Raw genomic sequence first — 14,049 nt, 5'->3', positions numbered from 1 at the left:
AGCTTTATGAAAAGAAATATAATAAAAATAAGTTTAGCTGCGTTAACCATGTTTGTTTCGTTAACGTCTTGCGACAGAAATTTAGATCAAATCTCATCAATCAATGAAGATCAGGAGCAGGCCATGACCAGACCTGAGACCTTCAGACAGGCTATGGATGGAGCCTATACAGCGCTTAAAGGAGCTGGATATTATACCGGTGATACAGGAAACCAGCTTATCATGGGGGATCTTACCACTGATAACCTTGTTCGTACAACTACAGGTAGAAATACCAATTTTGCTGCTTCGAACTTCGAATTCTCATCCGATAATTCACAGACGACAGGATTATATAGTGCTGCTTACCTTGTGATCAGCAGAGCTAACTTCGTTTTGAAATATATCAATAACGGTGTATTATCCGGAACGCAGAAAACGAATCTGGAAGCTGAAGCAAGAGCATTGAGAGCAATAGCTCATTTTGATATTGTAAGAGCATATTCTAAGATCCCGACTCAATCTGCAGATGCAAAATCAAGTGTGGGGATTTATTACGCTGAAAAATATGATCCTCTCAACAATACAGGTTCCAGAAACTTAACTGTTGATCAGGTGTATGATAAGATTATAGCTGATTTATTATTCGGTGCTGATAATATTACGCAAAATGATGCTGATAAAGGAAGACTAAGTAAAGCTGCTATCTATGGATTATTATCAAGAGTATACCTATACAAAGGAGACTATGCTAAGACTGTAGAATATGGAGAGCTGGCATTAGGACTGTCACCAGGCATTACTGAAAAGAAAAATTTTACTTCTCTGTGGAAAGAAGAAAATAATGCTAAGAATGTGGACGGAATTTTATTCCAGGTGTTAAATGCGGCATCAGAACAAAATACAGTAGGTGTTGCATATAATCAATCAGTTCCTGCCTTAAGATCTGAATTTGTTGTGGATTATGATCTGTATACCTCATATACAGATAATGATGTGAGAAAACCAGTTTATTTCACTACCAGTGTATACAGCAAACAAAATTATAATCATGTAACAAAATATTCAGGAAACGGAGGTCCTGCTAACATCGTTTCAATTAAATATTTAAGAGGAGCTGAAGTATTATTAAATATTGCTGAAGCATACTATAGAACAGGCAATGGTGCACAGGCTCTTGTTTTACTAAACAAGCTAAGAGCTGAAAGATATAATTCATTTACTCCTGGTACAGAAACAGGGCAGGCTCTTTTAGATGCTATTTTAAAAGAAAGAAGATTGGAGCTTGCATTTGAAAATGACAGATGGTATACATTGAAGAGATTAAATCTTCCTGTTCAGAGATCTGGAAAAGGAGACCTTTCTGATGGTACCGGTACACCTTCAGTTGCACAGACTCTTGAAGCTGGAAGCTACAAGTGGCAGTGGCCAATTCCTATTTCTGCTATTCAGGCGAATCCGAATATTGAACAAAACAAAGGTTACTAATTGTGTAATTACTGTTTTTAATAATAAGAGCTCCATTCAATGGGGCTCTTTTTTATACATTGATATAAATTACCGCAGAACCATTTTATCCTGATAACTTTTCGGAGTCACTCCTTCCAGTTGTTTAAATACTCTTGTAAAATAGTTCGTGTCTGAAAATCCCGTCTGAAAAGCAGTTTCTTTGATGCTGGTCCGGCTTGCCAGCAATTCCTTCGCTTTGGTGATTCTTTCCTGCAAAATGAAATCATTGGGAGATGTACCCAGCTCATCTCTGAACATTTTAAAGAAATTCGACTTACTTACATAAGCCAGTTTAGCGATACTGTCAATAGACAATTTCTGGTGCAGGTTTCTTTTAATATAATCCACCGCAAAACCTATCCTGGATTTATTCTTTACAATATTCTTTTCCACCATTCCCCTTGCCTGAGTCTGCATCAGCCTTATCAGAAGTTCTTTCAATGCAAAATCAGCCATGATATCCTTTTGAGAATTATCGTCCATGGCAATTCTCATAATATTGTTGGTGGCAGAAGCAAGCGCTTTATTATTAAACAGAAAATACTCATCAAGCTGAATATTCCATTGCGAAGTTTCATCTGCTTTAGGAAGATGGTAATTCAGATAGTTGAGCGAATCCTCAATAAAATCAGGATTAAGGCTTAAAGAAATACATTGGGTAGGAGTTTCATCCGCCTCAGGAAAATCAATCACCATTGTTTCTCCCGGAGCTACCAGAATGCTTTCTCCCGGATAATAATCAAAATAGCTGGTCTTATTATCCAGTTTCATATGTTTTTTACCCCTCAGCATTGCCGTAAATGCAATGTTTTCAAAATGAAGTTTTACATCAAAAGCGGCTTGGTGAGTCTCATAAATGCTGAACTCACAATTGTTTAGATTGAATTTCGTCTGGTTTTCAACAAGACTCAATAGTTGGCTCTCCTTTCGTAATTCAGGAGTGTTTAATAAAATCTTACTATTGTTATTCATTTCTAAATTTTTTTGAAAAAGAGGTAACTCAAATATAGAAAATTTGAGTGTATGTTGCTGTTAATAAAATACTAAAATTGAACCCCTTGCACTATTTTCCACTTTTTTTATACGATTGTGCTATACTCTTTCTGGCTTCTCAGTGTAATTTGGCGTTATCGAAAAATAAAAACAATACTAATATGAGCACTATTACAGAACCAAGATCAACAACGCTTTTACAGCGTCCGGAGTTTAAAAACAGATACGATAACTATATTGACGGGAAATTCACACCACCTGTTAAAGGACAATATTTTGACGTGGTTTCCCCGGTAGATGGCAAAAACTTTACTCAGGTAGCACACTCATCCAAAGAAGACCTGGAACTGGCTGTAGATGCAGCTGAAAAAGCATTTCAGACATGGAAGAATACTTCTTCTACAGAAAGAAGCATCATCCTGAACAAAATTGCAGACAGGATGGAACAGAACCTGGAATACCTTGCTACAGTAGAAACAATAGATAACGGAAAGGCTGTAAGAGAAACGCTGGCAGCAGATTTACCTTTAGCTATTGATCATTTCAGATACTTTGCATCTGTGATCCGCGCAGAAGAAGGATCTCATAACGAGCTGGACAAAGACACCGTTTCCTTAATTGTTCACGAACCTCTTGGAGTAATCGCACAGATCATCCCATGGAATTTCCCGATCCTGATGGCTGTCTGGAAGCTGGCTCCGGCATTGGCAGCAGGAAACTGTGTTGTTTTAAAGCCTGCAGAAAGCACTCCTGTTTCCATTATGGTATTAATGGAGCTTATTGGTGACCTTTTACCGGCAGGAGTTATTAATATTGTCAACGGATTCGGAGCAGAACTTGGAAGAGCGCTCGTTACCAATCCGAAAGTAGCCAAAGCAGCATTTACAGGTTCTACCGCTACCGGACGATTGGTAATGCAGTACGCTACAGAAAATATTATTCCGGTAACGTTGGAACTGGGAGGGAAATCACCCAATGTTTTCTTCAATTCTGTAATGGACGCAGATGATGAATTCTTAGACAAAGCAATTGAAGGAGCAGTTCTTTTCGCCCTTAACCAGGGAGAAATCTGTACATGTCCTTCAAGGCTGCTGGTTCAGGAAGGAATTGCAGATGCCTTTATCGAAAGAGTGATTGAAAGGGTAAAAGCCATTAAAGTAGGAAATCCACTGGATAAAACCGTAATGATGGGAGCCCAGGCTTCGCAGATCCAGAAAGATAAAATCCTTTCCTATATCCAGCTGGGAATAGATGAAGGAGCAGAAGTATTGGTGGGAGGGGATGTCAATCACCTGGGAGAAGATCTTGAAGACGGCTACTACATTCAGCCTACCATTTTCAAAGGAAACAACAGAATGAGAATTTTCCAGGAAGAAATTTTCGGGCCTGTGCTGGCATTTACCACTTTCAAAGATGAAGAAGAAGCCGTGAAAATTGCCAATGATACGATCTACGGACTGGGAGCAGGTGTATGGACCAGAGATGCCCACCAGCTGTACAATATTCCAAGACAGATTGAAGCAGGTAGAGTCTGGGTAAACCAGTATCACTCTTATCCGGCAGGAGCACCTTTCGGAGGTTACAAACAATCAGGAATAGGAAGAGAGAATCATAAAATGATGCTCGACCATTACCGCCAAACCAAAAACATGCTGATTTCTTATAACAAGAATAAGCTAGGTTTCTTTTAATATTATTATTTAGGACGTGCCCGATTGCCTTGGCTTTATCCAGGGCAAAACGGTCGGGCTATCCAGGGCTGCACTTCGTTTCGGTGCTCCATTGCATTGCGCACCGGCTCGTTCCTCGCCGCCCTTCCTATCCCTCACGCAGGGAAATTAATAGTTCAGAAGCAGAGATAAAAACTAATAACGTGAAATAACTCAATCCAAAAAAGAAAATATGATTCCAAAAACAATGAAAGCGGCGGTAGTTCAGGGCTATGGCCAACCTTTGAAAATAGAAGAAGTACCTGTAAGAGAACCCGGAAGATATGAAGTGCTTGTTAAAGTCATCGCCTGTGGAGTCTGTCATACAGATTTACATGCTGTGGATGGCGACTGGCCTGCCAAACCTAAGATGCCGCTTATCCCCGGACACGAAGGAGTAGGGATCGTGGTAGCCTGCGGACCGGAAGCTTTTGTAAAAGAAGGAGATGCGGTAGGAGTTCCATGGCTGTATAGTGCTTGCGGATGCTGCGATTATTGCATTACAGGATGGGAAACCCTTTGTGAAGCACAGAAAAACGGAGGGTATAGTGTAGATGGCGGATTTGCAGAATACGTCATTGCAGACTCAAGATATGTGGGACATTTGAAATCTGATGTTAACTTTTTGGAAATTGCCCCAATTTTATGTGCCGGAGTCACAGTTTACAAAGGATTGAAAGAAACAGAAACAAAACCCGGCGAATGGGTAGCCATTTCAGGAATCGGTGGACTGGGACATGTAGCAGTTCAATATGCAAAAGCTATGGGAATGCATGTTGCTGCTATTGATGTAGCAGATGATAAGCTTGAACTGGCGAAAAAATTAGGTGCAGACCTTGTAGTCAATGCAAAAAACACAGATCCTGGAGAATATTTGCATAAAGAAGTCGGCGGAATGCACGGCGCATTGATTACTGCGGTTTCACCTATCGCTTTCAAACAGGGAATAGATGTACTGAGAAGAAAAGGTACCATTGCTCTGAATGGCCTGCCTCCCGGCTCTTTTGAACTCCCTATTTTTGAAACGGTTTTGAAAAGGATCACCGTGAGAGGTTCTATTGTAGGAACCAGAAAAGACCTGCAGGAAGCATTGGATTTTGCCAATGAAGGACTGGTAAAAGCCACCGTTACTCCTGCAAAACTGGAAGATATCAATGATGTATTCGATAAAATGAAAAAAGGACAGATTGACGGCAGAATCGTTCTGGATATTGCCGGCTCAAATTAATTTGATGATGTATAGATGATCCCGGTTAATTTATTGTACCGGGATCTTTTGTCAATATAAGGTTTGCATTAAATCAAAATAAAAACAATGGAAACAAAAATATCAAGACTTTCCGCTACGGAGCAGGCGCTTGAAGTAATTCACAGGCTGGAAGATCAATACGGTCCCCTGATGTTTTACCAGGCAGGAGGATGTTGTGAGGGTACCCAGCCGCAATGTTTTGAAAAAGGAGGATTTTTCCCCCGAATGAATGATGCCATGATCGGAACCATCAACGGACATGAATTCTGGATAGACCGCGATTTGTTTGAATACTGGAAATATTCACATTTTACCCTCGATGTTACAGAAGGTTTCGGACCCGGAGGATTCTCTCTGGAAACTCCTTTAGGAAAAACATTTAAAGTTCATTACAGGCTATTTACTCCTGAAGAATATGAAAACCTGGAACCGATAAAGCGCAGTGAATAAAAAGCTTCGAAATCAAAAATGATAGGTTAAGAATTAAGGTTTTTGAGCAATATAAATAAGCTCTCTTTCAAATTCATATTTCCCTCTCGAAATTCCTCTTTTTAAGATAAAATATTGAGTAATTGCTATTATGATAGCGACTGCTCCAGCCATAAGACCTTGTTGATCTTCTGTTATACTGACAAATGCTATCACAAAGCAAAAACATAAAATGAGAAACCAATTCAAAATCTGAAATCCTGAAGGGAAAAATTCTATCACTACAGATGATATCCCATTGTTGTCAGAAATAGTTCCATGAAACACAGGATTACTTCTGTTCATATCAAACAGCCTTCCTCTTCTTTTGATTGTAAAACTGTTTGCATCAATCATTCCCCGATATTCAAAACGGGTAGGGATTGTGGTGTCTTTTTCTAATGATATGAAAGTGGTATTGGTTTTATAAGTAACTTTCATTAATCTCTGTACAAGTTCTGTACTATTGATATTGAGATCAATAATGAGGTTGTTGTATAAGCCAATGCTTTTGAAAAATGAGTTCATGGGTTAAAAGAAAATGGTTAAACTACAGTCAGACTTTCACAAACCGGTTGACAAACATAGCCGCCACGATATCTCCTACAGCGTTCAGAACGGTAGCCAACGGATCTACCAATGTCCCGATGATCATTACTGCAGGAATCGCTTCCTGGGGTAGTTTATAAACAGAAATCATCAGCATCTCACCAATATACCCGCCGTTAGGAATTCCACCCGCTACAATACTCACAAAAACAGTAATCCCCAAAGCTAAAAGCAGATTGGCAGGATCAAAAAAATCCCTTCCAATAATTAAAAAGGCTACATAAATCTTGATAATAGATGACATGGAAGACCCGTTTTTATGCAGTGTAGTCCCGATAGGAATCACCAGATTGGCAATAGAATTCGGGATCCCTATTTTGGAAGCCGCCTGTAAATTAGCAGGCATTGTTGCAAAGCTGCTGCAAGTGCTTATGGCGGTTAAAGTAGGGTAGATAGCATTGGTCCAGAAACTTTTGACTCCTTTTTGTCCATTCGCCATGAATGCATAGATAGAAAAGAACACAAGGAAATAAATAACTCCGGCAATATAATAAAGACCCAATGGTTTTGCATAAAATCCAAAAAGCTGTGGCCCCAAAGTAGCGACCTGATAAGCAAAATAAGCGCCCAGACCAATAGGAGCAAGCTTCATCACCAGCAGAAGAAGTTCTTTCATCACTTCATATCCTGAAGCGATAAACACTCTGAAAGGCTGTCCTTTTTCTCCTGTCTTTCTGGCTGCAAACCCTGTCAGAAAAGCAAATACCAGAAGAGCCAGCATATTTCTTCTTGAGAAAAGCTCTGTGAATTCCCCTACTGTAAAGAAACTTACAATTCTGTTGCCCCATGTATCCTCATTGGCTGCTTCAGAAATAATCTCAGAACTTCCAGAGACCCCTGAAACTGGAAAAAGATAGACCGCGCAAATTGTGAAAACAGCTGCTGTGAGAATAAAAAATAAGAAAGTAAGGGCCATTACAAGGATGATTCTTCCAAATTTAGATTGCTGCTCCAGAGAGGCAATAGAATTGGATACCGCAAAAAATACCAGAGGAACCACACTCACAAAAAGAAGATTCAGAAAAATATCTCCCAAAGGTTTAATGTATTCCACAAAACCGGGTGCAACAATTCCTATGATGCTTCCAACAATGATTCCTAAAAGTAAAAATATGATTCCGGAGTAGTTTTTCAATACATCTTTCATGTATGGCTTTTTATCAAAGATAGGTTTATTTTTAACATTCTGTTATACAATTTTCAGACCTAAAATTCATAAATTTGAGTAAACCTCATTTCTATGGCTTATATAGATTATTATAAAATTTTAGGCGTAGATAAAAACGCAACACAGGATGATATCAAAAAAGCCTACCGAAAATTGGCCAGAAAACATCATCCCGATCTCAACCCCGGAGACAAAGAAGCAGAAAAGAAATTCAAGGAACTGAATGAAGCGAACGAAGTGCTGAGTAATCCGGAAAACAGATCAAAATATGACAAGTACGGAGAACACTGGAAGCACGGCGAAGAATACGAAAAAGCCCAGCAGCAACAGCAAAGACAGTATCAACAACAAAGTTATAACGGAGGTTATTCCGGTGCAGACTTTGGTGGAGGTGAAGATTTCTCAGATTTCTTCCAGGATATGTTTGGCGGTGCGGGCGGTGGATTTGGCAGAAGTTCCAGAGGAAGAGCTTCCGGCAAGTTCAAAGGGCAGGATATTCATGCTGAACTGAACTTAAATTTAAGGGACGCCGCAATCACTCATCCGCAAACTTTTGAAATCAATGGTAAAAAAGTAAGAATCACGATTCCTGCAGGAGTGTATGACGGGCAGCAGATCAAGTTAAAAGGACACGGAAATCCGGGCGTAAACGGAGGGCCCAATGGAGATTTATACATCACCTTCAATATTCCGGCTGATCCGGATTTTGAAAGAATCGGCGATGATCTGAAAACCAAAGTCACCATTGATTTGTATACTGCCGTTTTGGGTGGAGAAGTAAAAGTACATACGCTCCATGGAAGTGTAAACCTTAAAGTGAAACCGGAAACCCAAACCGGAATGACGGTAAGACTTAAAGGAAAAGGTTTTCCAGTCTATAAAAAAGAAGGAGAACACGGAGATCTTTTTGTAACCTATGAAGTGAAACTGCCAACCAACCTTACCGAAAAGCAGAAAGAACTTTTTGAACAACTAAAAAATTCCTAAGCTATGAGTGAAAGAATATCACGGGAAGAACTCGTAAAAATCTATAATATAGAAATTACTTTTTTTGATGAGCTTGTAGATTACGGGCTGCTGAATATTCAGATTGAAAACAATATTCATTATCTGATGTATGAAGATCTGCCTGACCTGGAAAAATTTGCCAACTGGCATTATGATCTCGAAATTAATCTGCCCGGCCTGGAAGTGATTCATAATATGCTGAAAAAACTGGATGCGCTGAACCGCAGAAACAGAGAACTGATGAATAAACTTTCTGCAATAAGTGATCAATATGAAGATATTTAGTTTAGTTTTGTAGCTTTTTAAAGCAAACTCTATAATTATGAATGAAGAAAAGGTGATTACACTAAAACCGGACAGGAAGATTTTTGAAGATATTTATTTTAGCGGTAATCAGGGAAGTCTGCTTTTTTCACCTACTACAAAAAGTAAAACGATTGCCACCATTACAGCAGCAGTAGTTGTTTTCATCGTTTTTCTTTTCAAAGATCTTTTGAGTAAAGAAAGTGTAGGGATTTTATACTTTTTAAGCTTTATATTTCTGCTTTGTGCTGTTTTTTTATCCGTAAGCGTTAATAAAGTTTCAAGATGGAAAAAACAGGTGAATCATTATTTAAGTGGGCTTGAAAGATGTAAAGTATATGAGATCAGGTTGGATAAGAACTTTTTTACCGTCAATATTGATGGCGAAAAAGAAATCAGCGAATGGAAAGATTTTGAATATTTTGACAGCACTCATGAATTTATTTCTCTGGAAGGCAAATACAGCTATATGTTTCCCAGAAAAGCATTAAGTGAGAAAGAATACAGCTTTCTCAAGAATACTTTGAAAGAGAAAGTTAAAACCGATCAATAAAAACAAAAACGGAGCAAAATTATTTTGCTCCGTTTTCTATTATTTATAAGTTAAGCTTATTTGCTTTCTTCCAGCCAGCCCATTTCTTTCATCCATTCATCATTGTAGATCTTTCCTACATATCTTGAACCATGGTCATGAAGTAAAACGACAATTACATCATCTTTTGTAAACTGATCTTTCATCTGAATTAAAGAGGCAATAGCACTTCCTGCAGAATATCCACAGAAAATACCTTCCTCTTTAGCCAGCTTTCTTGCATAGATAGCACCGTCTTTATCCGTTACTTTCTCAAAGTGATCGATTACAGACATATCATAGTTTTCAGGAATAATGTCTTCCCCGATTCCTTCTGTAATATAGGTGTAAGCATGGTCATAATGCAGTTCACCTGTTTCGTGGAATTCTTTCAGAATAGAGCCATAAGTATCCACTCCGATTACTTTGATATCCTGATTTTTTTCTTTGAAGAATGTTCCGCATCCGGTGATTGTACCTCCTGTTCCGGCTCCTACGACAAAATGAGTCAGTTTTCCTTCTGTCTGTTCCCAGATTTCAGGAGCGGTAGATTCATAATGAGCAGCTCTGTTGGACAGGTTATCATATTGGTTGACATACCATCCGTTTTCCGTTTCTTTTGCCAGTCTTTTGGAAACTGAATAATAAGAACGTGGATCGGTAGGTTTTACGTCGGTAGGGCAAACAATTACTTCAGCCCCTACAGCACGAAGAATGTCACATTTTTCCTTTGACTGTTTTGAATTGGTTACAAAGATACATTTGTACCCTTTGATGATGGCTGCCAAAGCCAGTCCCATTCCTGTATTTCCGGAAGTTCCTTCAATAATGGTTCCTCCAGGTTTTAATCTGCCGTCTTTTTCGGCATCTTCTATCATTTTAAGAGCCATTCTGTCCTTTACGGAGTTTCCGGGATTGAAGGTCTCTACTTTTGCTAATACCAATGCCGGAAAATCTTCACCTAATACTTTGTTAAGCTTTACCAGCGGTGTGTTACCTATCGTTTCAAGGATATTTTTTGCGTATTTCATAAATGTTTTATAAGCGGCACAAAGATACGGCTTTTAAAATTATCCGCGTTGTGGATAACATGTGGATAAGTTGTGGATAACACCGAAATTAACTGATACACAATTAATAACTTTTAAATATCAAATATCAAATATCAAATATCAAATATCAAATATCAAATCGTATTAGTTGTACTTAATTGCCTTCACCGGAGAAATCTTACTGATCAGGTAGCTAGGAATAATCAAAGCCAGTCCTGAGATAATAAGAATTCCGACTGAGATGGAGACAATAGCAATAGGATTAAGATCTACCGGAACGGTGCTAACATAATAATTTTCAGGATTCAGCTTGATAACTCCAAAGAATTTCTGGATTAAAATCAATCCCAATCCGATAGCATTTCCGTACAAAAGTCCTGGAATCATAATAATCAGGGTATAATTGATGAAAGTAGCTCTTATCTGTGAATTGCTTGCTCCTAATGTTTTCAGAAGGCCAATAGAATTGGTTCGTTCGATAATAAGAATCAGAAGAACCATAATGATATTGATCACCACTACAATCAGCATAATGATAATGATTAAAGCAATGTTGGTATCAAAAATACTGATCCAGTCTGTAATCTGCGGGAATTTTTCTGTTGCTTTTTCAGCATAATTTTTATACCCGATCAGTTTCTCAATGTCAGGAAAATCTTTGTCGATATCATTCACATTCTTCAGGAAGATATCGATTCCGCCAATTTCATCAGGCTTCATATCCTGAATTTTTCTGGCATGATTGATACCGCCGATAACGAATTGCTCGTCAATGAGCTTGATATCCGTTCTGTAAATTCCGATAACTCTGAACTTACGGTAAAGCGGTTTCTGATCAGCTTTTAAAAATACGGTTACAATGCTGTCATTCAATTTAAGATGAAGGTCATTGGCGACTTTCTGAGAAATCGCTACATCACTATTGAATCCTTTTTCTGTTACCTTCGGAGTTGTTCCTGCTATAAGGAATTTTTTGAATCTTAAACTATCAAAATCCTTACCGATTCCTTTAAATATAATGCCTGCGAAATTGTGCTCATTGCGCATAATTCCGGTAACTGTTACATATTTTTGAGTGCTTTCCACATCGGGAAGTTCTTTTATCTTGGCAATATTCAGTCCCTGATTGTCCAGTACAGAAGTATTGTATGAAGAATTGGATCTTGTAGATCTTACGGTAATATGTCCGCTGAAATCAGCCAGCCTTTCTTTGATAGCTTTTTTTGAACCAAAACCGGTGGCTACGGTAATGAGGGAAACAATAATTCCCAAAGCTACGGAAAGCCTGCCAATGAAGATGATAACCCTTGAAAGGTTATTTTTGTTATCTTTGGAAAATGCTATTTTTCTAGAGAAATATAAAGGAAATTTCAAGCTTATGAATTTAGATTTCAAAATTAAAAATTTACTTCTGATTTGCCTAATTTTTTTAGGAGTATTCAACCAATATTATTCTCAGACTCAAGTTCAACCGGATTTTAAAACGGGTGCCGACCAGCCTGAAATCTACCTTCCGCTGTTAAAGAATAAAACAATTGGGGTGGTAACCAATCAGACAGGTTTAATGAGTGATAAAACCCACCTGGTTGATTTTTTGGTAAAAAACGGAATTAAAATCAAGTCTATTTTCGCTCCTGAACACGGATTCAGAGGAGATGCAGATGCAGGGGCAAAAGTGAAGAACGGAGTAGATGTGAAAACAGGAATTCCCATTGTTTCTCTGTATGGAAATAATAAAAAGCCAAAGCCGGAACAGCTTTCCGGAATTGATGTTGTTGTTTTTGACATTCAGGATGTTGGAGTGAGGTTTTACACGTATATTTCCACTTTGTCTTACCTGATGGAAGCCGGAGCTGAAAATAACGTGGAGATCATGGTTTTGGATCGCCCCAATCCGCATGACGGATATACCGACGGACCTGTATTGAGAAAAAAATGGGCAAGTTTTGTCGGACTTCACGAAGTTCCCGTAGTATATGGACTGACAATAGGAGAGTATGGAAAGATGGTAAACGGAGAGAAATGGCTTAAAAATCAAGTACAGGCCAAATATACGCTTGTTCCGATGAAGAATTATCATAAAAAACAGCGTTACCCGATACTTGATAAACCTTCTCCTAATTTACCCAATGATAAAGCGATTAATTTATATCCAAGCCTTTGCTTTTTTGAAGGTACTCAGGTTTCTGTAGGAAGAGGAACAGAGCTTCCTTTCCAGATTTATGGTTCTCCATGGACGGAAGATCTGCCTTATCAGTTTACACCTAAACCAAGCTATGGTGCTAAAGATCCTTTCCTGAACGGGAAGCTGTGTTATGGTGAAAACCTTTCCAGTTATCCTAAAGATTTAAGAGAACTGAATCTTGAATGGGTAATCAAAGCCTATCAGAATTATAAAAATCCACAGCAGGATTTCTTCCTGAAAAATCTGTGGTTTGACACTTTATCCGGAACTGATGAATTGAGAAAACAGATCATCGCTGGAAAATCAATTCCGGAAATTAAAGATTCATGGAAAAAAGATCTGGAAAGTTTCGAAAAGATCAGAAACAGATATATGGTGTATGAAGATTAATTAATCAAAATTTTGGGGCGGATTTTTATCATTTCTGCCCTTATTTAATATAAATAGTCCGATAGTTAATCCAACAACTCCTGCAAAAGCCGTCATTAAGGCTCTCTGTAATTTGTCAGGTAAATCATTCCCGATATAATTCATTAAAAAAAGAATCACAAAAGTGATGACTGAAATGATAATATGATTTCTTCCGAATGGTTTCATTGTATTATTTTAATTTATAAGAAATCATGACACCGCCTCTGTAGGGGATGATTTCACCGCTTTTATTGAATTCCTTGGCAGAATCGTAACGTCTTCCTGTAGATTTGTCGTACCCTTTATAAAATCCTTGTGATGTTCCGATTGTTCCGTAAATATCAAGATTCCAGCGCTCGGATAATTGAAACTGGTATCCTGCTGTAACTCCCAGCATTACAGAAAATCCTTTCTGGTACAGGTTGGAGTTCTTAAGGATTTCTCCATTCCAGTTTTCAAAGGTGTTGTCATTCCAATAACTCCATTTTGTGGCATTGTAAGCAGCAACAGCTACGTTTGCACCTACATACCAGTGTTTGAAAGCTTCAGTAAAATAATATCTTCCTTCTGCAGAGACAGAGTAAAACTGTAGTTTGTGTCCTGCGAAAGATTTCCATGGTGAAATGAAAACATCTCCCTGAAGGGTATATTTCGGACTGATCTGTTTTTCTATTCCAAGGTTTAAAATCCCTATCGGAGCAAATAAAGCATTCCCTTTTATGTATAAACTTTTATCCTGTCCTCCTTGTTCCTGTTCCTGAGCGCTCAACGTAGTTGTAGACAGGAAAGCTAAAATGCCTGCTGCTAATAATTTATATTTCATCCGGTTTATAAT

Annotated in this window: 15 protein-coding genes; 8 read left to right on the top strand and 7 right to left on the bottom strand. The window is 38.4% G+C overall.

Going from position 1 to position 14,049, the window contains the following annotated elements:
- The first annotated feature begins 6 nt into the window (after positions 1–6).
- The gene (locus LIV57_RS13540; RefSeq protein ID WP_227942993.1) at positions 7–1,467 is read left to right on the top strand and encodes a RagB/SusD family nutrient uptake outer membrane protein; all 1,461 of its coding nucleotides are present in this window, start codon (positions 7–9) and stop codon (positions 1,465–1,467) included.
- Positions 1,468–1,536: 69 nt separating this feature from the next.
- Here the strand turns inward: LIV57_RS13540 and LIV57_RS13535 are convergent, their stop codons facing one another.
- Entirely contained in the window at positions 1,537–2,460 is a 924-nt protein-coding gene (locus LIV57_RS13535; RefSeq protein WP_227942992.1) for an AraC family transcriptional regulator, read from the bottom strand.
- A 182-nt stretch (positions 2,461–2,642) separates the two neighbouring features.
- Here LIV57_RS13535 and LIV57_RS13530 point away from each other — a divergent pair, with 182 nt between their 5' ends.
- From LIV57_RS13530 to LIV57_RS13520, 3 genes are all read left to right on the top strand, one after another.
- Complete coding sequence (locus LIV57_RS13530) at positions 2,643–4,172, top strand: aldehyde dehydrogenase family protein (protein WP_227942991.1); 1,530 nt, start codon at positions 2,643–2,645, stop codon at positions 4,170–4,172.
- Between the two features lie 211 nt (positions 4,173–4,383).
- Positions 4,384–5,418: an alcohol dehydrogenase AdhP gene (gene adhP, locus LIV57_RS13525; RefSeq protein ID WP_110010178.1), complete on the top strand. Its 1,035-nt coding sequence runs from the start codon at positions 4,384–4,386 to the stop codon at positions 5,416–5,418.
- Between the two features lie 87 nt (positions 5,419–5,505).
- Positions 5,506–5,889, top strand: a complete 384-nt coding sequence (locus LIV57_RS13520) for a DUF779 domain-containing protein (RefSeq protein ID WP_227942990.1) — start codon at positions 5,506–5,508, stop codon at positions 5,887–5,889.
- A 33-nt stretch (positions 5,890–5,922) separates the two neighbouring features.
- On the opposite strand, the gene LIV57_RS13515 is transcribed toward LIV57_RS13520, so the two are convergent.
- Complete coding sequence (locus tag LIV57_RS13515) at positions 5,923–6,435, bottom strand: hypothetical protein (RefSeq protein WP_227942989.1); 513 nt, start codon at positions 6,433–6,435, stop codon at positions 5,923–5,925.
- 28 nt (positions 6,436–6,463) lie between these two features.
- A complete protein-coding gene (locus LIV57_RS13510) occupies positions 6,464–7,663 on the bottom strand; it encodes a dicarboxylate/amino acid:cation symporter (RefSeq protein ID WP_227942988.1) in 1,200 nt (399 codons plus the stop codon).
- A 93-nt stretch (positions 7,664–7,756) separates the two neighbouring features.
- On the opposite strand from LIV57_RS13510, the gene LIV57_RS13505 reads away from it, so the two are divergent.
- The 3 genes from LIV57_RS13505 to LIV57_RS13495 are packed head-to-tail and all read left to right on the top strand — an operon-like array spanning position 7,757 to position 9,548.
- On the top strand, positions 7,757–8,671 hold the full coding sequence (locus LIV57_RS13505; protein ID WP_227942987.1) for a DnaJ C-terminal domain-containing protein: 915 nt from the start codon (positions 7,757–7,759) through the stop codon (positions 8,669–8,671).
- A gap of 3 nt (positions 8,672–8,674) precedes the next feature.
- The gene (locus LIV57_RS13500; RefSeq protein ID WP_079242769.1) at positions 8,675–8,977 is read left to right on the top strand and encodes a chaperone modulator CbpM; all 303 of its coding nucleotides are present in this window, start codon (positions 8,675–8,677) and stop codon (positions 8,975–8,977) included.
- Between the two features lie 37 nt (positions 8,978–9,014).
- Positions 9,015–9,548, top strand: coding sequence for a hypothetical protein (locus LIV57_RS13495; RefSeq protein ID WP_227942986.1), 534 nt, complete (start codon positions 9,015–9,017; stop codon positions 9,546–9,548).
- Between the two features lie 56 nt (positions 9,549–9,604).
- On the opposite strand, the gene LIV57_RS13490 is transcribed toward LIV57_RS13495, so the two are convergent.
- Both LIV57_RS13490 and LIV57_RS13485 read right to left on the bottom strand, forming a co-directional pair.
- A complete protein-coding gene (locus LIV57_RS13490) occupies positions 9,605–10,597 on the bottom strand; it encodes a PLP-dependent cysteine synthase family protein (protein ID WP_105701725.1) in 993 nt (330 codons plus the stop codon).
- A gap of 165 nt (positions 10,598–10,762) precedes the next feature.
- Positions 10,763–11,992 (bottom strand): ABC transporter permease, encoded by a 1,230-nt coding sequence (locus tag LIV57_RS13485; RefSeq protein ID WP_110010172.1) that lies wholly within the window; start codon positions 11,990–11,992, stop codon positions 10,763–10,765.
- Between the two features lie 4 nt (positions 11,993–11,996).
- Here LIV57_RS13485 and LIV57_RS13480 point away from each other — a divergent pair, with 4 nt between their 5' ends.
- On the top strand, positions 11,997–13,193 hold the full coding sequence (locus LIV57_RS13480; RefSeq protein WP_227942985.1) for an exo-beta-N-acetylmuramidase NamZ domain-containing protein: 1,197 nt from the start codon (positions 11,997–11,999) through the stop codon (positions 13,191–13,193).
- Here the strand turns inward: LIV57_RS13480 and LIV57_RS13475 are convergent, their stop codons facing one another.
- Together LIV57_RS13475 and LIV57_RS13470 are read right to left on the bottom strand one after the other, a co-directional pair.
- Positions 13,194–13,400: a hypothetical protein gene (locus LIV57_RS13475; protein ID WP_089690129.1), complete on the bottom strand. Its 207-nt coding sequence runs from the start codon at positions 13,398–13,400 to the stop codon at positions 13,194–13,196.
- Between the two features lie 4 nt (positions 13,401–13,404).
- Positions 13,405–14,037: a DUF3575 domain-containing protein gene (locus LIV57_RS13470; RefSeq protein ID WP_202838906.1), complete on the bottom strand. Its 633-nt coding sequence runs from the start codon at positions 14,035–14,037 to the stop codon at positions 13,405–13,407.
- Between the last annotated feature and the right edge of the window lie 12 nt (positions 14,038–14,049).

This window comes from Chryseobacterium sp. X308 (assembly GCF_020733145.1).
Classification (GTDB): domain Bacteria; phylum Bacteroidota; class Bacteroidia; order Flavobacteriales; family Weeksellaceae; genus Chryseobacterium; species Chryseobacterium cupriresistens.
Note: the sequence above shows the minus strand (reverse complement) of the source record. Positions and strands in the feature narration are given on the sequence as shown.